Below are 20121 nucleotides of genomic sequence, written 5' to 3' on the forward strand. Positions count from 1 at the left end.
GAGAGTCGCCGGCCGCTTGTCAGTTCAAATGCGGATCACGTTGATGGGGAGGAAGTTGACTCCATGGCCGACGACGATCTCATTCGCCGCCACCAAGCGTGTTTTCCTCCCTGGATACCGACCTTCTACGAGCGCCCATTGGTGATCACTGGCGGCGATGGGCGTCGATTGACGGATGCCGAGGGTCACAGTTATCTCGATTTCTACTCCGGAGTCGCGACGAGCATTCTCGGCTACCGAGTGCCGGAAGTGTGGGATGCGGTGGCCAAGCAGCTTCGCACCGGGGTGGTGCACATCTCTCCGTACTACATAGATGAAACGCGTGTGGTGCTGGCCGAGAAAATCGCGGAGCTCTCTGGCATCCCCGATGCCAAGGTGGTCTTCACGCTCACCGGAAGCGAAGCCGTGGACCTCGCGCTCTCGCTGGCCGCTCTGCATCGCCGCAGCAACCAGGTGCTGGCACTGCGGCACGCCTTTCACGGCACCTCGTACGGGGCCATGGCGGTCACCGGTGATCGCCGGTGGGTGGGCATGGGGCTCGCTCCGTTCCACGTCAGTCACGTTCGCGGTGGATACGACCGCTACCACGGCGTCTACCGGGAACTGGACGACGCGGCCTACACCGAGGCCTGCACGCGGGACCTGACCGAGGTGATCGGCGTCAGCACGGCGGACCGCGTGGCGGCGATGATCTTCGAGCCGGTCCAGGGCGTGGCGGGTGGTGCTCCGCTGGCCGCCGGCCTGTTGCGCGCCTACCAGCCGATCCTCCGGCAGGAGGAGATCTTGCTGATCAGCGACGAGGTGCAGACCGGCTGGGGCCGGACGGGCCGCCACCTGTGGGGCTACCAGCACCATGACGTCGTCCCGGACCTGCTGGTGTTCGGCAAGGGCACGGGGGCCGGCTTCCCCATCGGCGGTGTGGTCGGGCGCGCGGAGGTCCTGGAGTCGATGTCGGGGATACGGATGTCGGCGACCAGCGGCGACCCGCTTTCCGTGGTCGCCGCGAGCGTCACGATCGACTACGTCCGCTCCCGTGATCTGCCCGCCAACGCCGATCGTGTCGGGAGTCTGCTGCTGGAGGGACTGCGGAGGGAGGTCCTCGGCAGCGCCATCGTCGCCGACGTGCGAGGACAGGGATTGATGATCGCCATTGAGCTCGCCGATCCCGCCACCGGTGATCTGGCTTCTGAGGTTGCCGTACGGGTCCAGGAGACCTGCCGCCGCAACGGGCTGCTGGTGGGTCTGGGAGGAACCGAGGAGCAGTGCGTGAGCCTCCTGCCGCCCTTGACGCTGACCGAGGCGGAGGGACGCGAGGGACTCGCGGCCATCGTGTCGGCGGTCCGCTCGGTCGAGCATGAACGGGTCCGTTCCGTGGAGCCTGACCGGCCGGAGACAGGCGGCGCAGCACCGCGGCCCAAGGCGGCGCCGTGACCTCGTTTCCGATGACCCCGGTCCAGGAGGCCTACTGGGTCGGGCGGCAGGCCGGACAGCCCCTGGGCGGCATCGCGTGCCACATGTACTTCGAGTTCGAGGGCGCCGCTGTGGACCCTGTCCGGCTGGAGCACGCGGTCAGGACCCTCGCGCGGCGGCACGCCATGCTGAGGGCACGGTTCACCGACGCCGGAGAGCAGTGTGTCGACGCTTGTCCGGTCTGGCCCGGTCCGGCAGTTCACGATCTGAGGGGGCTCGCCCCGGCCGATCGCCGGGAACGGCTGGCGCGGCTCCGCGCGGAGCTGTCCCACCGCGCGCTGGACGTGGGCCGCGGCCAGGTGTTCGACGTGCAGCTGTCCCTGCTGCCCGAGCGCAGGACACGGCTGCACGTCGACATCGACCATCTGGTGGCCGACCCTGCGAGTATCCGCCTGCTGCTATCCGAGCTGGCCGCCGCCTACGCCGGCGATCCCGCCGTGACGACGGCACCGCCGTACGACTTCCAGCGGCACGTGGCCGCGCGACGCGACCAGGAGGAGTCCGAGGCGGCTCGCCGTCATTGGGAGCAGCGACTTGCCGAAGGCACCGGCCGTGCGCCGCAGCTGCCGTCGCGGGTAGAACCGACAGCGGTGAGCGGCGCGCACTTCTCCCGCCGCGAAGCCTTCCTGTCCGCGGCCCAATGGCAGGGCCTTCGGACGCGGGCGGAGGCGTACGGCGTACGACCCGAATCGGTGCTGCTCGCCGCCTACGCTCACACCTTGGGACGGTGGAGCGCCGAACCGCGGTTCGCCGTCAGTGTGCCGACCTTCCCCCGGCATCCCGCCCACGCCGGTCTCGGCCAGGTGATCGGTGACTTCACCGCGCTCACCGTCGTCCCGTTCGAAGACGGGCCCTTTCCCGACTTCCTCGCGCTGGTGCGCAAGGTCGACCACGAGTACGGGCGCTCCGACGAACACAGCATCTATGCCGGGGTCCGAGTGTTGAGCGACCTCGCCCGCGCCGACACCGCCTCCTCGTTCCAAGGTGCCGCGGTCTTCACCTCGCTGATCGACCAGGAGTGGCTCGACGCCCGGTTCGCGCGTCTGCTGGGCGAGCCGGTCTGGGCGCTGACCGAGACACCCCAGGTGCTGGTGGATTTCCAGGTCTACGCACGCAACGGCGGCCTGCACCTGGTCTGGGACGCTCCGGAGGAGGTGTTCTCAGCGGGCGTCCTCGATGAGATGACCACGGCACACCGCGACCTGCTGACGCGCTACGCCGATGCGGACTGGAAACACGCGCTGCCCAGAACCCTGCCCGCCAGGCAGGCCGTTGTCCGCTCCCGGGTCAACGCCACCTCCCGACCGCGCAGCGGACATCTGCTGCACCAGCGCTTCTTTGAACTGGCCGGCCAGGCACCGGAACGGCCGGCCGTGATCGGCTCCACCGGAACCCGGACACGCGGCGAACTGTCAGAACGGGCACGGCGGCTGGCCGCCGCCCTGATCTCCCACGACCTGCGACCCGGCGACCCCGTGGCCGTCTCGTTGCCGCCGGGGCCCGAGCAGGTGGTGGCGGTCATGGGCGTGCTGGCCGCCGGCGGCTGCTACGTTCCGGTGGGCCTCGACCAGCCCTCCGCCCGCCGCGAACTCATCTATCGCACCGCCGGAACCCGCCTGCTGATCGGCTCCGGCTCCGGCTCCGGCTCCGGCGAAGACCCCACCCTCATTTCTCTGGCCGGCTCGCGAGCACACGCGCCGATTCCCCGTCCGGTGCCTCGTCCGGAGTCCGCCCTCGCCTACGTGATCTTCACCTCCGGGTCCACGGGAACGCCCAAGGGAGTGGAGGTCGAGCATCGCTCCGCGGTGAACACCCTGGACGACATCAACGCCCGATGGTCGGTCGGTCCCTCCGACCGAAGCATCACGATCTCGGCGCTCGATTTCGACCTGTCCGTCTACGACATCTTCGGCCTGCTCGGCGCGGGCGGTTCGGTGCTGGCCCTGGACGAGAGTGAACGACGTGACCCCGAGCGCTGGCTCGACCTCATGGCGCGGCACCAGGTGACCGTCTGGAACTCGGTTCCGGTGCTCGTGGACATGTTGGTGTCGGCCGCCGAAGCGGCCGGCCCGCCCGCGAGCCTGCGGCTGGTCATCACCGGCGGCGACTGGATCGGACTGGACCTGCCGGGACGGCTGCACGACCTGCTGCCGAACGCCACGTTCGTCGGCAGCGGCGGGGCCACGGAGGCCGCCATCTACTCCAACCACATGCAGGTCCAGCGCGCCGACCCGGAATGGAGATCGATCCCCTACGGGCTGCCGCTGGGCAACCAGCAGTTCCGCGTGGTCGATCAGCTGGGCCGGGACTGCCCGGACTGGGTGCCGGGTGAACTGTGGATCGGAGGCGCGGGCGTGGCGCGGGGCTACCGGGGCGACCCGCGGCGCACCGCCGCGCAGTTCGTCACCCGCAGGGGGCGCCGCTGGTACCGCACCGGCGACCGGGCCCGCTACTGGCCGGACGGCCTGGTGGAGTTCCTCGGCCGCGAAGACCTTCAGGTGAAGATCAACGGGTATCGGATCGAACTGGGCGAGATCGAGGCGACGCTGACCGCCCACCCCCGGGTCGCCCGCGCCGTGACCGTCGTCACCGGTACCGGTTCGACCAGGCAGATCACCGCCTTTGTGACCTCTGACCGGGAGGACCTCGACATCGCCGATCTCCGGGAGCACGTGGCGGCGCACCAACCCGAGTACTCCCGGCCGGCCCACTACTTTCAGCTGCCCGAGCTGCCGCTCACCGCCAACGGAAAGATCGACCGGCGCGCCTTGGCCCAGTGGAGCGTCCCGGCCCCGGCCTCCGCGTCCAACGAACCGCCGACAGGCGTACTGGAGCGCGAACTGGCCGAACACTGGCGGCGTCTTCTCGACAAACCTGTGCAGGCCCGTGACGTCAACTTCTTCGAAATGGGCGGCAACAGCATCCTCGGCATGCGCCTGGCAAGGGAGCTCGAAGAGCGCTATGGCCGCCGTATCGAGATGCGGACTCTGTTCGGGGCGCCGACGATCGCCGCCCTGGCCCAGGTCCTGGAGGAGGCGGCGGGAGGGGGGACCCGGTGATGGCAGCCTCGGCCCCGCCGTGGAAGCTCTGGCTGCGGCGGATCGCCGGACACTCCAACCCCGCCCGCAGGCTGATCTGTTTCCCGCATGCCGGTGCCGGGGCGAGCGCCTTCCACCCCTTGGCCGAACATCTGCCCGCCGAGATCGAACTGTGGGCCGTCCAGTATCCCGCTCGTGAAGATCGCAGTTCGGAAGCGGCCCCCACTGACCTCATCGCGATGGCCGGCGAGGTCGGCTATGCGTTGCAGTGGCTGCGTGATCTGCCGTACGCCTTCTTCGGACACAGTATGGGGGCGATCGTCGCCTACGAAGCGGCCCGCCGACTGCCGAAACTGGGAATCGACCTGCCTGTCCGGCTCTTCGCCTCCGCGTGTGCCGCGCCGAATGTGTTCGCACTCGAAAGCATGCCCACCGGGCGGGTCGAAGATCTGATGCGGCACCTTGGCCGTGGCGTCTCTCTGCTGGACGACCCCGAGGCGCGCAGGATGCTCGTCTCGACCGTCCAGAATGATCTGCGCATGATCGGCCGCTACGTCCTCGCCGAAGACGGCAGGCTCGCCTGTCCCATCACCGCTTGCATCGGTGTGGCCGATCTCGAAGTGCGGCACGTTCAAGCCGTGGAGTGGAACCGCTTCACCACCGGGTCCTTCGAGCTGGAGAAGTTCGACGGCGACCATTTCTATCTGCTCGACAGGCCCGCCGAGGTATGTTCGATGATTGCGCGCCATCTGGATCGGGACGCGGTTTCCTGACCGGCCTGGTATGCCACTCAAGACGTGCTTCGTGCAGGCAAACCGGGACCTGGCCGACGCCAGGTCCCGGATCGCGTTCCGCCGCTCAGAACTCGGCCAGGCTCGGCCATTCGTCGAACGTTCCGGGTCCGCGGACGACGGTGTCGGGGTGTGGTTCGCCGCCGCCGATGGCGATGCGGACGTAGCGGTTGCCTGACAGCATCCAGAATTGGCTGTGCTGGTCGGGTACGGGCACTACGGCGTCGATGTGGTCGAAGCCTTTCAGGCTCGGCCATTCGTCGAAGGCGCCGGGGCCTCTGACGACGGTGTCCTTGTGCGGCTCGCCATCGGCGATGGCGATGCGGACGTAGCGGTTGCCCGACAACATCCAGAACTGACCGTACTGGTCAGGCACGGGCACCACCGCGTCGATGTGGTCGAACCCTTCCAGGCTCGGCCATTCGTCGAACGTTCCGGGTCCGCGGACGACGGTGTCGGGGTGTGGTTCGCCGCCGCCGATGGCGATGCGGACGTAGCGGTTGCCTGACAGCATCCAGAATTGGCTGTGCTGGTCGGGTACGGGCACTACGGCGTCGATGTGGTCGAACCCTTCCAGGCTCGGCCATTCGTCGAAGGTGCCCGGACCCCTGACGACGGTGTCCTTGTGCGGCTCACCGTCGGCGATGGCGATGCGCAGGTAGCGGTTGCCCGACAACATCCAGAACTGACCGTACTGGTCAGGCACCGGCACCACCGCGTCGATTGTCGAAGGCATTTCCGTCCCTTCCGTCCCCGGAGCAGCCATGCCGCTAAATCCGCCTCGGACCGAAATGGGATAGGAAACAGCATGACGCCACCGGGCGACAAGGTCAAGCGAGCCTCGCGCCCGCTGCTCTTGATGTCTATATGACACTTTAGTCAGATTTCAAGTCGAAATCCCTAGCCACAGCGAGATATTTGCGTGGCAGAACTTTGGTGATGCGCATCCGCTTCCGTGATCTACGCGGGCACGTCAAATGAGAACGCGCTCGACGTGCTGCCGAACTTCTCTTGCCGGTGCGCTCCGAAGGCGATGAAAAGTAAACCCTGCACCGCGACCGTGCCGCGCACGCGCCACTTTCAGGAGACACCTGCTGGCACTCTTTGTGGCTGATCGGAATATCGATGCAAGCCATCCAGCAGGGAGGGCAGAGGTCAACGCGAACTCATCATCAGAATGGTGAACATGATCGGATTGCAAGGCCGTTAAACCCCTTATGGGTGACCGCAAATGCTGGCTATGCAACAACCGCCCGCAAGGCTATGGTGAGGAAAACAGGGCGCTCAATTGACCAGGAGGAGTAGTGGCTCGATCGAACACTCCCTCGCAATCTCGCCGTGAGCTGTTCGCGCTCCTTGAGGACGTCGATACCGTCGACGACTTCTTCGCGCGGTGCGCGGAAAACGTGCAATGGTCACTGTTCGGGCAGCATCCTTTGGCCGGGCACTACAAGAGCAGGGACGAGTTCATCCCCGCCACGATCGGCCAGATCCGTCCGCTCCTGTCGGGCGGACTGCACTTCCGCGTCAGGGGACTGTACGGCGGAGACGAAATCGCGATCGTCGAGATGGACGGTGTCGCCACAGCCCACGACGGCGAACCCTACGATCCCTTTTACGTGTGGATCTGCTGGTTCGAGGGTGACGAGATCGTCAAGGTGCACGCCTACGTCGACTCCCTCGTCGTGACCGAGATCCTCGACCGGCTGGCATCCTGACGATCAGGGTGTCCGTTCGCGCGACGCTCCACCTGGCGGAGAAACGGTGACCAGCGACAAGACCGCAAAACCCGACCTGACGGCAGAGCAGTGCCTGGCCATGCTGGACATCATCGGCGCGCGGTCGCCTGATGCGGGCACCAGGCGACCGTCGTTCCTGATGGGGATACTGCTGTGCTTCCTGGAGAACGGACTGCACGGCCTGGACCGAACCGAGCTGAGATTGGCCGCAGCCGGTTACGCCGATGCCGTAGTCGAGCTGACCGGAGGACAACCCGCCCAGGCCCGGCGAGGGTGGGCGGTCCTGATCAACGCCCGGTTGAACCGGACCGCCATCGAACTCCAGGAGGCCACCGAAGGCACCGGCTCCATCTTCGTGGACGTCGCAGGGCCGGCGATGCTGGTGGCCTCCAACCTGATGAACGTGCTCAACCACCGCACGCTGACCGAAGAAGAGATCCGCGCCACCGTCGCCACCGCCGAGGGCAACCTGCAGACGCTCCACCGCAACTTCGACCTGCTCAAAGACACGCTGCGTGACCGCGGCGTCCAACTCTGAACGCCTGGAGCAAGCCTCGCAGGACGACACGCCATGCCTGCCAGGTGTGGTCATCCGCCGTTTCCCGCCCGCGGATCAGTGTCGTCATCGCGTTCTCAGGAGTCGTGGACGATCCGGCCGGCGGCCACGGTGGTGACGACGCGGACGGTGTGGAGTTCCTCAGGGGGGAGCGCGAAGGGGTCGCGGTCAAGGACGGCCAGGTCGGCGTGCTTGCTGGGGTCGAGGGTGCCGGTGCTGGCGTCGAGGTGGTTGACGTAGGCCGAGCCCAGGGTGGCGGCGCGCAGCGCGGTCTCCAGAGTGAGCCGCTGGTGCGGCAGGAACGGCTGGTCGGCGTACCGGGCCGGATCGGTGCCCGGCCGGTAGGTGGTGCGGTTGACCGCGACATGGATGCCGAGGATCGGGTCGGCCGAGGAGACGGGCCAGTCGCTGCCCATCGCCAGGCGCGTGCCGTGGTCGTGCAGGGCGGCGAACGGGTACTGCCAGCCCGCCCGTTCCTCGCCGAGGAACGGCACGGTGAGCTCGGTCATCTGGTCGTCGTTGTACGCCCAGAGCGGCTGCATGTTCGCGGCGACGCCCAGCTCGGCGAAGCGGGGCACGTCGTCCGGGTGCACGATCTGGAGGTGCGCGAGGTGATGCCGCAGGTCACGTGGGCCATGCCGATCGAGGGCCGCGGCCACCGCGTCGAGCGCCTCGCGCACGGCCCGTTCGCCGATGGTGTGGAAGTGCACCTGGAGGCCGGCGCCGTGCAGGCGGGTGACGGCCTCGGCGAGCTCGCCGGGCTCGAAGAACGAGATGCCGCTGCCGTGGCCGCCCAGGTAGGGCGTCAGGGTGGCGGCGGTGAAGTTCTCGCAGACGCCGTCCTGCATGATCTTGACGGCGTCGAGCGCCAGCCCCGGCCGGGCGTTCGTGCGAAGGTGCAGCAGGTCGTCGAGCTGCTCGACGCCGCGGTCGCGCCGCCACCACAGGCAGCCCCGTACGCGGGCGGTGAGCAGGCCGCGGGAGATCAGCTCGTGGTAGACGCGGGTGGGGTCGGTGGTGCCGGGATAGTCGCCGACGATCGCGTCCTGCCAGGCGGTGATGCCGAGGGCGTGCAGGTGGCGCTGCGCGGTGAGCATGGCATCGACCTGCTCGTCCAGGGTCGGGGCCGGGACGAGTCTCTGCACCAGGCGCATGGCGCCCTCGTGCAGGACGCCCGAGGGCGCGCCGCGTTCGTCGCGCTCGATCCGGCCGTCCGCGGGATCGGGGGTGGACGCGGTGATCCCGGCCAGCTCCAGCGCGCGCGAGTTGACCCAGGCCCCGTGGTGGTCGCGGTTGGGCAGGAACACCGGCCGGTCCGCGACGATCGCGTCCAGGTCGGCGGCGAGCGGGGTGCCGCCGGGGAAGGCGTCCATCCGCCAGCCGCCCCCGGTGATCCAGGACGCGCCGGGGTTGCCGGCGGCGTAGGCCGCGACCGCCTCCAGGACCAGGTGCCGGTCGTCCAGGTCGGTCAGGTCGCAGCGCAGCATCTCCAGCCCGCCGGTCAGCGGGTGGACGTGCGCGTCCTGGAACGCCGGGATGACCGTGCGTCCGCCAAGCGGCCGCACGTCCGTGCCGGCGCCGATCAGGTCCCGTACCTCCGCGGCGGCGCCGACGGCGACGATCCGGCCGTCCGCGATCACCACCGTGTCCGCCTCCGGTCGGCCCGGCAGCCGGGCGTCGGTCAGTACGAGGTCGGCGGTCCCGCCCATCGTCATACGGTTTCCTCCAGGCGTTCGACGTCGGTGGTGGTGAGCCGCGCGTACGCGGCCGGATCGGCGCGGCGCAGGCGTAGCGCGGCCAGCACGCCGATCAGGAAGACGACCGGGAGCGGCAGGACCAGGATCAGGTTGGTGGCGGTCCCCGCCGTGGTGAGCAGGTCCATGTGGGACACCGCCAGCCAGCAGGCGGCGGTCAGCGCGGCGCCGCCCAGCAGCGGCGCGACCAGCCGGGTCCACAGGCCGCCCGGCAGCCCGGGATTGCGCAGGTAGAAACCGGCCACGGCGAACGAGCATAGGGCCTGCAGCGCCATGATCCCGATCACGCCGGGAGTGTTCAGCCAGATCAGCAGCTTCAGGAACGGGTCGAGGCCGGCCAGCGCGAAGCCGGCGACGACCCCGGCCGACAGCGCGGCGGTGACGGCGCCCGCCACCCACGGAGACCTGGTGCGCGGGTGGACGCGTGCGAGCGCGGCGGGCAGCACGCGCTCCCGGCCGAGCGCGAAGAAGTAGCGGTTGGACGCGTTGTGGAAGGCCAGGATCGCGGCGAAGGAACTGGTCACGATCAGCACGTTCATGACGTCCACGGCGAGCCCGCCCACGTACTCGTCGGTCGCGCCGAACACCAGTGCCGACGGGTCCCGTCCAGCGGCCGCGCGCACCGCGCCCGGTCCGAACGCGGTCACCACGATCCACGCGACGAACGTGTAGAAGAGCGCGAGGAACCCCACGGCGACATAGGTGGCGGTGCGCACGGAGCGGGCGGCGTTCCTGACCTCCTCGCCGTAGATCGCCGTCGCCTCGAAGCCGATGAACGCGCCGAAGGTGATCGCCAGCGCTCCGGAGAACCCGCCGGTGAAGACCGTGTCCGGTGCGAACGGGGCCAGGCTGAACCCCTCGGGCCCGCCCTGGACGAGCACCGCGACCGCCAGCACCACGAGCACCAGCACCTCACCGAGCAGCGCGACGCCGAGCACCTTGGCGCTGAGCGTCACCTGGCGGAAGCCCAGCAGCCAGACCAGCGCGACCGCGGCCAGCGCCCAGACCCACCACTTCAGATCGATGCCCAGAAGGTCGTCGGCGGTGGTGGCGGCGAAGAAGCCGAACGCTCCGTACAGCCCGATGCCCACGCCGTTGTACGAGACCACCGCGACCAGCGCCGCCCCCACGCCGGCGGGCTTGCCCAGCCCCTTGGCGACGTAGGCGTAGAACGCGCCAGCGTTGCTGATGTGCCCGCTCATCGCGGTGAAGCCGACGGAGAACAGCACGAGCGCCAGCCCGGCGACGAGATAGCCGGCGACCGCGCCGGGCCCGGCCACCGCGAGGCCGATCGGTGCGGTCCCTGCCATCACGGTCAGCGGCGCCGCCGCGGCGACCACGAAGAACACCAGGTCCCAGGTGCCGATGGCGTTTCGTTTGAGGGTTCCCCGGGCTTGCTTGGCGGATTCAGAAGTGCGCATGGCTGCCCTCCGCTAAAACTTCAGGCTGAAGTTTTAGGGAAGGTAGCGCACGCCGGGGCGCCGCGGAAGGCCTGTCTTCGGCGCTCTACGATGGGCGGTGAGATGGAATCCAGGAGCACCAGGCGTGCGGGCCGCCCCAGCCGCCCGATCCTCACCGCCGACGCGATCCATCGGGCCGCCCTCGAACTGATCGACAAGAGCGGGGCCGACGACTTCAGCCTCGCCAGGCTGGCCCGCGAGCTGGGCGTGCGGATGCCCTCGCTCTACAACCACGTCAGGAACCGCGACGACGTGATCAGCGGCATGCGCACGCTGCTCGCCGCCGAGATCGACTCGTCGCCCTTGCGGAAGCTGCCCTGGGACGAGGCGCTGGCCGCTTGGGCACGGTCGTACCGGGACGCGTTCGCGCGCCACCCCAACACCGTGAAGCTGCTGGCCACCACCGCCGTACGGACCCCGGCGGTGCTCGACATGTACGAGGACTTCGTGCTGGCGCTGGAGGACGCGGGCTGGCCCACCGATCAGACGATCGGGCTCCTCACCGCGCTGGAGTCGTTCGTGCTCGGCTCGGTGCTGGACATGGTCGCCCCGGAGCAGATGATCGACCTGTCCGCCGACGCCAGCCGGCACCCCCGGCTGGCCGCCGCCGTCGCCGTCACCCCGCGGGTCGACCGTGCCGACGAGGCCTTCGAGCTCGGCCTCGCGGCCATGCTGTCCGGAATGCGGCGGCGACTCGACGAGATCGCGGCATCCGCGGAGTAAGGCGAAGTAAGGCGCGTTAAGGCGTACCAAGACCGATTCTCGCCCTGGAACAGACCCTTGCCGACCTTGTGGGCGTCATGTATACAAGCTACCTATGAGTGGTCTACGAGACGATTCCGCCCAGGATCTGGCGTACCGGTGGCTCAAGCAGCACATCGCGCGTTTCCCGCGGCACGAGGGGACGTTCTTGAGCGAGGCGGAGGTGGCGCGGGAGACCGGGACGTCGCGGACTCCGGTGCGCGAGGCGCTGCTGCGGCTGGAGGCCGAGGGCTTCCTGCAGATCGTGCCGAAGAAGGGCGTCTTCGTGCCGCCGATCACCGATGGCGAGGTGCGTGCGGTGATGCAGGCGCGTGAACTGGTCGAGGACTGGTGCGTCCGGCAGGTCGCGCCCGCGAGCGAGGGCCTCATCGGCGAGCTGGAGTCGTTGCTGGCCGAACAGGAACGGGTGATCGGCGATCCGGTCACGTTCATCGAGCTGGACCGCGTGTTCCACCGGCTGATCGTGCGCCGGGCCGGCAATCCGGTGCTCGCCGAGTTCTACGAGTCGTTGCGCGACCGGCAGGTCCGGATGGGCATGTACGCGGTGGCGAACGAGCCGGACCGGTCGCGCGCCGTGCTCGACGAGCACGCCGCCATCGTCGCCGCGCTCAGGACCGGGGAGGCGGCGGCAGGCGCCGCGGTGACCGCGCATCTGTCCAGCACGATGGCGGCTCTGCACCTCCCTGACGTCGCCGGCTGGGACGGTACGCAGCACTCGGTGGTGGGCCTGACATGAGGGTCGCGCTGGTACAGGTGGCCAGCCCGCCGGAGGAGGCGCCGGCCGAGCGCCGGGAACGGGTGGGCGCCATGGTGGCCCAGGCCCGGGGCGCCGACCTGGTGGTGCTGCCGGAGTTGTGGGCGGCCGGCTACTTCGCGTTCGACCGCTATGACGAGCGGTCCGAGCCGCTGGACGGCCCGACGGTGACCGCCGCCGGCGCGTGGGCCAGAGAGCTGGACGCGTACGTCCATGCGGGCAGCATCGTGGAGCGGGACGGCGCGGGCCGGCTGTTCAACACCGCGGTGCTGGTGGCGCCGGACGGCCGGATCGTGCACACCTATCGCAAGGTGCACGTGTTCGGGTACGCCTCGCGGGAGGCGGAGCTGCTCACCCCAGGTGACGCGCTGGAAGTGTGCGCGACCCCGTTCGGGCCCTTGGGCGCCACCACGTGCTACGACCTGCGGTTTCCGGAGTTGTGGCGGGACCTGGTCGACCGAGGCGCGACGACGGTGGTGGTGCCGGCGGCGTGGCCGGAGGCGCGGCGCGACCATTGGCGCCTCTTCACCGCCTGCCGCGCCGTGGAAGAGCAGGTGGTGCTCATCGCGTGCAACGCGGTCGGCGTACAGCACGGTGGGGCCGTGCTCGGCGGGTACAGCCGTGTCGTCGACCCGTGGGGGACCGTCCTGGTCGAGGCGGGCACCGCCGAGGGCGTCACGTTCTGCGACATCGACCCGGCCGTGGTCGCGAAGGTGCGCGCCGAATTCCCCGTGCTGGACGACCGCCGGTGGCCGGCCGCCGCGCACAGCACGCAGCGGAGGACATCATGACGGACCGTTCCACGTCGGTGACCGTTGACGTCACCGGCACCGGCGAACGACTCACGGTCGTTCCGGACAAGCTGATCGTCGCCGGATACACCGCACGCGACGAGGCGGCCGTCGAGGCCCACATCGCCGAGCTCGAAGCGATCGGGGTACCGCGTCCGGCGAGCGTGCCGGCCTTCTACGACCTCGACACCGCACTGCTGACCACCGCCCCGGTGGTCGAGGTCGACGGCGCGGCGACCTCGGGGGAGGTGGAGCCGGTGCTGATCCGTGCGGGCGGGCGCTACTTCCTCGGCGTGGGATCCGACCACACCGATCGTGAGCTGGAGCGCACGGACGTCGCCGAGTCGAAGGCCGCCTGCCCCAAACCGATCGGCAGCACCGTCGTCGAACTCGACCCCGCCCTGTCGTCGCCGGACTGGGACACGTTGATCGCCGGCTGCGCCGTGGACGAGACGTCGTACCAGCGGGGGAGCGTGTCCGCGCTGCGGCATCCCGCCCAGCTGCTGGAACGGCTGGCGGACGCGATCGGCGCCGTTCCGCCGAACGTCGTCCTGTTCTGCGGCACGCTGCCGCTCCTCGACGGGACCTTCGTGCACGGCAGCCACTGGCAGGTCCGCCTGGAGCTCCCCGGGGGAGAAGCACTGACCCACGCCTACGAGATCAAACAGAGGAGCTTGTGATGCGCACCGGATCCGACTACCTGACCTCCTTGAAGGACGGCCGCCGCATCTACGTCGACGGTGAGGCCGTGCAGGACGTGGCCCACCACGGGGCGTTCGCGCCCATCGCGCGTACCATCGCCGAGCTTTTCGACATCGCCGCCGATCCCGGGTCCGGCCTGACCTGTACCGACCCGGACACCGGCGCGACCGTGAACCGCCTGTTCACAGCCCCGCGCAGCCGGACGGACCTGACCGCGTTCCGCGAGGCGGCCACCACCTGGGCGCGCCACACGCATGGCTGGGTGGGACGCAGCCCGGACCACGTCGGCGCGTTCCTGGCCGCGTTCGCCGCACACCCGGAGGCCTTCGCCGGCGGCGATCACGACCTCGCCGCCAACGTCGCGGCGTACCAGCGGCGGCTCGTCGAGGAGGACCTCTACGTCTCCTATGCGATCATCCCGCCGCAGGTGTCGCGCGGCACCACCGCCCACGCGTGGGACGGTGAGCTGATCCAGGTCGGCGTGGCCGAGGAGCGTCCGGACGGCATCGTCGTGCGCGGTGCGCAGATGCTGGCCACCGGTGGCGCGGTCGCCGACGAGATCCTCGTGTCCTGCATCAAGCCGCTGACGCCCGAGGACACCGACTTCGCGATCAGCTTCGCCGTGCCGGTGGCCGCCGACGGGCTCAAGCTGTACTGCCGCCGCCCCTACGCGCCCGCGGCGACCAGCCGCTACGACTATCCGCTGACCACCCGGTTCGACGAGACCGACGCGCTGGTGGTGTTCGACGACGTGTTCGTCCCATGGGAGCGGGTGTTCGTCTACCGGGACGTCGCCGGGCTGCGGCGGCAGTTCTTCGACACCGGTGCCCACGCGCTGGGGAACTGGCAGGCGCAGATCCGGTTCTCGGTCAAGCTGCAGTTCCTGGCGGGGCTGGCCCGCAAGGTCGCCGCGGTGAACGGCGTGGACAAGTTCCCCGGCGTGGTGGAGAAGCTCGGCGAGATGGCCAGCCTGGTCTCTCTCGTCGAGGCCGCGGTGATGGCCGCCGAGTACACCGCGGCTCCCGACGAGCAGGGCATGTGGCGCCCCGGCGCGCGAGCCCTCTACGGGGCGATGGGCATGCAGTCCGAGCTCTACCCCCGCGTCCTGGCGATCCTGCGGGACCTTGTCGGCGGCGGCGTTCTTCAGGTTCCGTCCAGCGTCGCCGACATGACGAACCCGGAGACCCGCGCCGACATCGACCGCTACGTCTTCAGCCCGAACGCGCCCGCCGAGGAACGGGTGAAGCTGTTCAAGCTCGCCTGGGACGCCATCGGCAGCGAGTTCGCCGGACGCCATCACCAGTACGAACTCTTCTACGCCGGCGCGCCGTTCGTCGTGAAGGGCTACGCCTTCCGCAACTACGGATTCGACCAGTCCGTGGCGGACGTCGAGGCCTTCCTCGCCGCCTACGACGTCGCCGACCGCGCCTGACACCGAGGAGCGCCATGAGCAAGCCCGAGCACGAGTTCTTCCCGGTCACCGACGTGGACTTCACCGTCTGCCCGGGGGACGACCCGAAGATCGTCGAACGGATCCTCGCGGCGGACCCCGAGACCGGGGTCGCCACCCGCATCCTGCGCTACGAGCCGGGAGCCGACTCCACCCCGATGGGCGTGCAGAAGCACGACTTCTGGGAGGAGGTCTACATCCTCGAAGGCTCGTTCACCGACCTCACCCTCGGCAAGACGTTCGTCAAGGGCATGTACGCCTGCCGCCCGCCGGGCATGCCGCACGGCCCCTGGCGCACCGACGAAGGTGTGCTGACCTTCGAAGTGCGCTACCGCGCCTGATCACCTTGGAGGCCGCATGCCTTCCGCCGACCTCGCCGACATGAACGCCGACATGAACGCCGCCGTCGACCCGCTGACCATGCGCCGCACGATGGGCCGCTTCGCCACCGGCGTCGCCGTGGTCACCACCAGCGCTGACGGCACGCCGCACGGCATGACGGTCAACTCGCTGACCTCGGTCTCGCTCGACCCGCCCCTGCTGCTGGTGTGCCTGACCATCGGCGCGCGCAGCACGGACGCGATCATCCGCGCCGGGCGGTTCGCGGTCAACATCCTCTCCGCCCGCCAGGAGCAGCTCGCCCTGCGCTTCGCCCGCCGGGGAGAGGACCACTTCGCCGGCCTCGACGTGACCCACGAGCGGCACGACGTGCCGGTGATCCCCCATGCCTTCGCCCACCTGGAATGTGAGGTGGAACGGCACTTCGTCGCAGGCGACCACGTCGTCGTCATCGGAGAGGTCCGCGCCGTCTGCGAGCGCGAAGGCGAACCCCTCGGATTCCTTGGAGGCAGGTTCAGCGACATCGTCGACCGCGGACACGAACCCGTCCACTGGACCTTCTAGCCAGTCCACCGGACCTTCCAGCTCCCGAACGATCAACGCCGATCCCGCGAAACCCCGGCGGCTGCGCACACAGCCGCCGGGGCCAGTGGGCATCGATCCGCGCCCTCCCACCAGGGCCTCGTCACCACCAACTCGTTCGGACTCGACCGCAGGAGGTCGACATGACCAATACCGCTGTCCAACCTAGCAAGCGCAAAGCGCACACGAGCCTGCCGCTCATCGCCGGCTCCAGCCTCGCCGGCACCGCTGTGGAGTGGTACGACTTCTTCCTCTACGGCACGGCCTCCGCCCTCGTGTTCAACGAGCTCTTCTTCCCCGACGCCGACCCGCTGGTGGGCACCATGCTGGCGTTCGGCACGTACGCGGTCGGGTTCGTCGCGCGCCCCATCGGCGCGGCTGTTCTCGGCCACTACGGCGACCGCCGGGGACGGCGCGCGACCCTCATCGCCAGCCTGCTGCTGATGGGCACCGCCACGTTCCTCATCGCGCTGGTCCCGCCCTACTCGGCGATCGGCGTGGCCGCACCAGTCCTTCTGGTCGTGCTCCGGCTCGTCCAGGGGTTCGCGCTGGGCGGCGAGTGGGGCGGCGCGGTTCTCCTGGTATCCGAACATGGCGACCCGAAGCGCCGGGCGTTCTGGTCGTCGTGGCCCAACGTCGGGCCGCCGCTGGGCAATCTCATGGCGGCCGGCGCCCTGGTCGCGCTCGGCGCGGTCATGTCCGAGGAAGCCTTCCTGGACTGGGGCTGGCGCATCGCGTTCGCGCTCTCCGCACTGCTGGTGATCATCGGCCTGTGGCTGCGGCTGTACGTCACCGAGACCCCGCTCTTCCAGCAGGCGGAGGCGGCCCGAGCCGACGAGCCGCGGCGCATGCCCCTCGGCGTGGTGATCCGCGACCACTGGCGGCAGGTGATCCTCGCCGCCGCCACCCGCTTCGGGGAGAACGCCGGCTTCTACATCTACTCCCTGCTGGTGATCACCTACGTCACCAAGATGCTCGACCTCGACAAGTCCGTCGGGCTCGCCGCGGTCATGATCGGGCAAGGCGTCGCGGTGGTCGCCATCCCGCTGTTCGCCATCCTGGCCGACCGCAGAGGCCGCCGGCCCATCTACCTCGCCGCCTCGGTCGCCACCATCGTCTGGAGCTTCGTCTTCTTCGCCCTGCTCGACACCAGGAACACCGGCGCCATCATCGTGGCCGTCGCCGGCGGGCTGCTGATCTTCGCCGCCTACAGCTCGGTCATCGGCGCGTTCTTCTGCGAGCTCTTCCCCACCGAGGTTCGCTACTCCGGCGTCTCGCTGGCGTACAACCTCGCGTCCGTACTCGCCGGCTCACTGGCACCCATCATCGCGGTCGCCCTCTATGGCTGGTTCGACACCGGCTACGCCATCGGGGCCTACCTCGCCGTCATGGGCGCCATCTCCCTGGTCGCCACGCTGGTCGCCCGCGAGACGCGGACCGTCGACCTGGCGAACGTCGACGGGCCCAAGTAGCCGCTCTCACCTGTCAAGGAAAGGTGCGCGATGGTCAGCAGATTCAGATCCTTCGTTCTGGCAACGCTACTCGCGATCTCGATGGCCGCCGGCTTCGGCGTCGCCTCGTCCGCTTCGGTCCGGTCGGCGGACCTGGTCCTGCGGAACGGGCAGATCTACACGGTGGACAAGGGCAGGCCCTGGGCCCAGGCCGTCGCCGTCAAGAACGGTAAAATGGTCTACGTCGGCGGCAATTCCGGCGCCGCGATGTTCACCGGCCCGCGTACGCGGGTGGTCGACCTCGGCGGCCGAATGATGATGCCCGGATTCGTCGACGGCCACAATCACGCCTACCTGATGGCCGAGAGCCTGTTCTGGCTGAGCCTGAATCCCTACGGCACCGTGGAGGAACGGCAGGCCGCGATCCGGAGACACCGAGCTCAGGACCCGGAAGCCCAGCAATTGCGGGGCGTCGGCTGGGACGACGTCTCAAGGGACGCCAAGGCCGCCGGCGTGATGCCCAAGGAGCTTCTGGACACGGTCGTGTCCGACATCCCCGTAGTGATCATCTCGAACGGGCACCACAGCCTGGTGGTGAACTCCAAGGCCCTCGAACTCGCCGGCATCACCAAGGACACGCAGGATCCGCCCGGCGGCACCATCGAACGGGACGAGAAGACCGGTGAACCCAATGGGATCGTCCGCGAGTTCTCAGCGCAGAACCTGGTGATCAACGCGCTGCCGCAACCGGACTTCACGGTCGACCAGTACCGGCAGACCATCGAGAAGTGGCAGCGGGTCGCGGCCGCGGACGGCATCACCTCGACGTTCGTCCCGGTGCACTACCCGACGGTCAACCTCCTGAAGGCGTTCGAGGCGATGGACGACGCCGGCGAACTGACCGTCCGCTTCGACCTCGGGCTCTGGGCCGACGAGAACCGGGGCACCGAGCAGGTCGACGACCTCGCCGCGCTGCGCGACAGGTACCAGGGCGAACGCTACAAGATCGACACCATCAAGATCTTTTCCGACGGCGTCGGTGCCGGCCAACTGGTGTGGGACCAGAAGGTCCTGGAGAAGACCGTCGCCGCCCTCGACAGGAAGGGTTTCCGTGTCTACGTCCACGCCATCGGAAACCCGGACTTCTACCCGTCGGGCAACGCCCTGGACGCGTTCGAGTACGCCGCCAGGAAGAACGGGAAGCGAGATTCCCGCCATGTGGTCACGCATGCCGACTGGGTCAAGCGGAAGGACGTGCAGCGGTTCAAGAGGCTCGGGGCGATTCCGGTCCCGCAGCCGCCGTGGTTCGGCAAGGACTGGTACGACGACGCCCCACGGAACAAACTGGAGAACCTCAACCGCTTCAAGAGCTACGTGAATGCCGGTATCCCGGTCGTCTCGTCGAGCGACTTCCCCTCAAGCGACACGTTCGAACAGGACATGTACCCCCTCACCGGCATCGAGGTCGGCATGACCCGGCTGGACCCGAACACGACCCGTGAAGGCGACCTGGACCAGGCGGCGTGGCCGAAAGAGCGGGCGTCCCTGAACGAGATGATCGCCAGCTACACCCTCAACGGCGCGCACATGATCTTCGCGGAGAACGAACGGGGATCGATCGAGGTGGGCAAGAAGGCCGACCTCGTCGTCGTCGAGAAGAACCTCTTCGCCACTCCGATCACCCAGATCAGCGAGAAAAAAGTGATGTTGACGCTATTCGAGGGCAAGGAAACCCACCGCGACCCGTCCTTCAAGTAAGCCAGACCGACAACGGCGGTGGCGACCCTCCAGCCGCCACCGCCGTTAACGTCCGAGGCGGCTTCCGCCGCTCACAGGTGCTCTTTCAGCCGCCGCAGCGCGAGCTCCGGAAAGCCGCCCTGGTCGCTCTCCCCGCAGGTGATGACCACCAGTACACCCCGGTAGGCGAACACCACCGTGATCGTCGCCTGCAGGCCCGGGTCCCTGTGCGTCGCCCAGATCCGTCCCCCGTCACCGAGATCGAGCGGCCGGTCGGTGACCGTGTGGCTGATCTTCGAACCCTTGACGTCGAGTTCGTAGTGCCGGCACCGCTCCGGCAGCGGCGCGCGTACCGCCTGCTGGGCCCCTCCGCCCGGCAAGGCGACGAGCCACTGCAGGATGCGGGCGTCGTTCGGCCCCCTCTGCCAGCCCCGTAGCGCGGCAGGAGCCTGGGCTCGCGTGTCTCCGGACGCCCGCACGAACCCCCCGGCAGAAAGCCGCATGGCGCACTCGGTCGCACCGCCCGGCCATGGCTGGCCCGCCATCAGCCGGTCCTCCACCTGCTGATAGTGCGGCTGGGCGTCAACAGTTCCCGGCGTCATCCCCGGATAGGAGTCCAGAAGGGCCGCCCGCAGCCGAGCAGCGTCCAGCCCCTCACTCTTCTCACCGCCCCAACCGCACGCCGAAACGCAGAGCAGAATGATCACGATAAGGCGACGCATCGCGCGATGATAGGGCAAGCCTC

At 68.9% G+C, this 20121-nt stretch carries 19 protein-coding genes; 14 read left to right on the top strand and 5 right to left on the bottom strand.

What is annotated here, in order from left to right; translation table 11 throughout:
- Positions 1-24: 24 nt before the first annotated feature.
- Positions 25-189 (bottom strand): hypothetical protein, encoded by a 165-nt coding sequence (locus ABD333_RS27105; RefSeq protein ID WP_344545418.1) that lies wholly within the window; start codon positions 187-189, stop codon positions 25-27.
- Here ABD333_RS27105 and ABD333_RS27110 point away from each other — a divergent pair.
- Genes ABD333_RS27110 through ABD333_RS27120 form a run of 3 tightly spaced genes read left to right on the top strand, consistent with a single transcriptional unit; the run spans position 142 to position 5281 of the window.
- On the top strand, positions 142-1431 hold the full coding sequence (locus ABD333_RS27110; protein ID WP_344545413.1) for an aspartate aminotransferase family protein: 1290 nt from the start codon (positions 142-144) through the stop codon (positions 1429-1431). The two genes, ABD333_RS27105 and ABD333_RS27110, sit on opposite strands and share 48 nt — an antisense overlap.
- Positions 1428-4529 carry a non-ribosomal peptide synthetase gene (locus ABD333_RS27115; RefSeq protein ID WP_344545304.1) on the top strand — a complete coding sequence of 1034 codons (3102 nt, stop codon included), beginning with the start codon at positions 1428-1430 and terminating at the stop codon, positions 4527-4529. Before ABD333_RS27110 ends, ABD333_RS27115 begins: the two co-directional genes overlap by 4 nt.
- Positions 4529-5281: a thioesterase II family protein gene (locus tag ABD333_RS27120; RefSeq protein ID WP_344545305.1), complete on the top strand. Its 753-nt coding sequence runs from the start codon at positions 4529-4531 to the stop codon at positions 5279-5281. The genes ABD333_RS27115 and ABD333_RS27120 overlap by 1 nt, the downstream gene beginning before the upstream one ends.
- Before the next feature lie 85 nt (positions 5282-5366).
- Here the strand turns inward: ABD333_RS27120 and ABD333_RS27125 are convergent, their stop codons facing one another.
- Positions 5367-6035, bottom strand: a complete 669-nt coding sequence (locus ABD333_RS27125; protein ID WP_344545306.1) for a hypothetical protein — start codon at positions 6033-6035, stop codon at positions 5367-5369.
- 568 nt (positions 6036-6603) lie between these two features.
- Here ABD333_RS27125 and ABD333_RS27130 point away from each other — a divergent pair.
- Positions 6604-7017 (top strand): nuclear transport factor 2 family protein, encoded by a 414-nt coding sequence (locus ABD333_RS27130; RefSeq protein ID WP_344545307.1) that lies wholly within the window; start codon positions 6604-6606, stop codon positions 7015-7017.
- Positions 7018-7063: 46 nt separating this feature from the next.
- Positions 7064-7576, top strand: coding sequence for a hypothetical protein (locus ABD333_RS27135; RefSeq protein ID WP_344545308.1), 513 nt, complete (start codon positions 7064-7066; stop codon positions 7574-7576).
- A 95-nt stretch (positions 7577-7671) separates the two neighbouring features.
- Here the strand turns inward: ABD333_RS27135 and ABD333_RS27140 are convergent, their stop codons facing one another.
- Together ABD333_RS27140 and ABD333_RS27145 are read right to left on the bottom strand one after the other, a co-directional pair.
- Entirely contained in the window at positions 7672-9309 is a 1638-nt protein-coding gene (locus ABD333_RS27140; RefSeq protein ID WP_344545309.1) for an amidohydrolase, read from the bottom strand.
- Entirely contained in the window at positions 9306-10769 is a 1464-nt protein-coding gene (locus ABD333_RS27145; RefSeq protein WP_344545310.1) for an APC family permease, read from the bottom strand. Before ABD333_RS27145 ends, ABD333_RS27140 begins: the two co-directional genes overlap by 4 nt.
- Before the next feature lie 102 nt (positions 10770-10871).
- On the opposite strand from ABD333_RS27145, the gene ABD333_RS27150 reads away from it, so the two are divergent.
- The 9 genes from ABD333_RS27150 (at position 10872) to ABD333_RS27190 (ending at position 19397) form a co-directional block, all read left to right on the top strand.
- Positions 10872-11531: a TetR/AcrR family transcriptional regulator C-terminal domain-containing protein gene (locus tag ABD333_RS27150; protein ID WP_344545311.1), complete on the top strand. Its 660-nt coding sequence runs from the start codon at positions 10872-10874 to the stop codon at positions 11529-11531.
- Positions 11532-11625: 94 nt separating this feature from the next.
- The gene (locus ABD333_RS27155; protein ID WP_344545312.1) at positions 11626-12306 is read left to right on the top strand and encodes a GntR family transcriptional regulator; all 681 of its coding nucleotides are present in this window, start codon (positions 11626-11628) and stop codon (positions 12304-12306) included.
- Positions 12303-13115, top strand: coding sequence for a carbon-nitrogen family hydrolase (locus ABD333_RS27160; RefSeq protein ID WP_344545313.1), 813 nt, complete (start codon positions 12303-12305; stop codon positions 13113-13115). The genes ABD333_RS27155 and ABD333_RS27160 overlap by 4 nt, the downstream gene beginning before the upstream one ends.
- Positions 13112-13795 (top strand): DUF2848 family protein, encoded by a 684-nt coding sequence (locus ABD333_RS27165; protein WP_344545314.1) that lies wholly within the window; start codon positions 13112-13114, stop codon positions 13793-13795. The genes ABD333_RS27160 and ABD333_RS27165 overlap by 4 nt, the downstream gene beginning before the upstream one ends.
- Complete coding sequence (locus ABD333_RS27170) at positions 13795-15249, top strand: 4-hydroxyphenylacetate 3-hydroxylase family protein (RefSeq protein ID WP_344545315.1); 1455 nt, start codon at positions 13795-13797, stop codon at positions 15247-15249. The genes ABD333_RS27165 and ABD333_RS27170 overlap by 1 nt, the downstream gene beginning before the upstream one ends.
- Positions 15250-15263: 14 nt before the next feature.
- Positions 15264-15608 (top strand): cupin domain-containing protein, encoded by a 345-nt coding sequence (locus ABD333_RS27175; RefSeq protein WP_344545316.1) that lies wholly within the window; start codon positions 15264-15266, stop codon positions 15606-15608.
- A gap of 16 nt (positions 15609-15624) precedes the next feature.
- Entirely contained in the window at positions 15625-16170 is a 546-nt protein-coding gene (locus ABD333_RS27180; RefSeq protein ID WP_344545317.1) for a flavin reductase family protein, read from the top strand.
- A 161-nt stretch (positions 16171-16331) separates the two neighbouring features.
- Positions 16332-17660: an MFS transporter gene (locus tag ABD333_RS27185; protein WP_344545318.1), complete on the top strand. Its 1329-nt coding sequence runs from the start codon at positions 16332-16334 to the stop codon at positions 17658-17660.
- Between the two features lie 30 nt (positions 17661-17690).
- The gene (locus ABD333_RS27190) at positions 17691-19397 is read left to right on the top strand and encodes an amidohydrolase (RefSeq protein ID WP_344545319.1); all 1707 of its coding nucleotides are present in this window, start codon (positions 17691-17693) and stop codon (positions 19395-19397) included.
- Positions 19398-19468: 71 nt separating this feature from the next.
- On the opposite strand, the gene ABD333_RS27195 is transcribed toward ABD333_RS27190, so the two are convergent.
- Positions 19469-20098 (bottom strand): hypothetical protein, encoded by a 630-nt coding sequence (locus tag ABD333_RS27195; protein WP_344545320.1) that lies wholly within the window; start codon positions 20096-20098, stop codon positions 19469-19471.
- Between the last annotated feature and the right edge of the window lie 23 nt (positions 20099-20121).

The sequence above is a fragment of the Actinomadura fulvescens genome, assembly GCF_039533225.1.
Taxonomy (GTDB): Bacteria; Actinomycetota; Actinomycetes; order Streptosporangiales; family Streptosporangiaceae; genus Spirillospora; species Spirillospora fulvescens.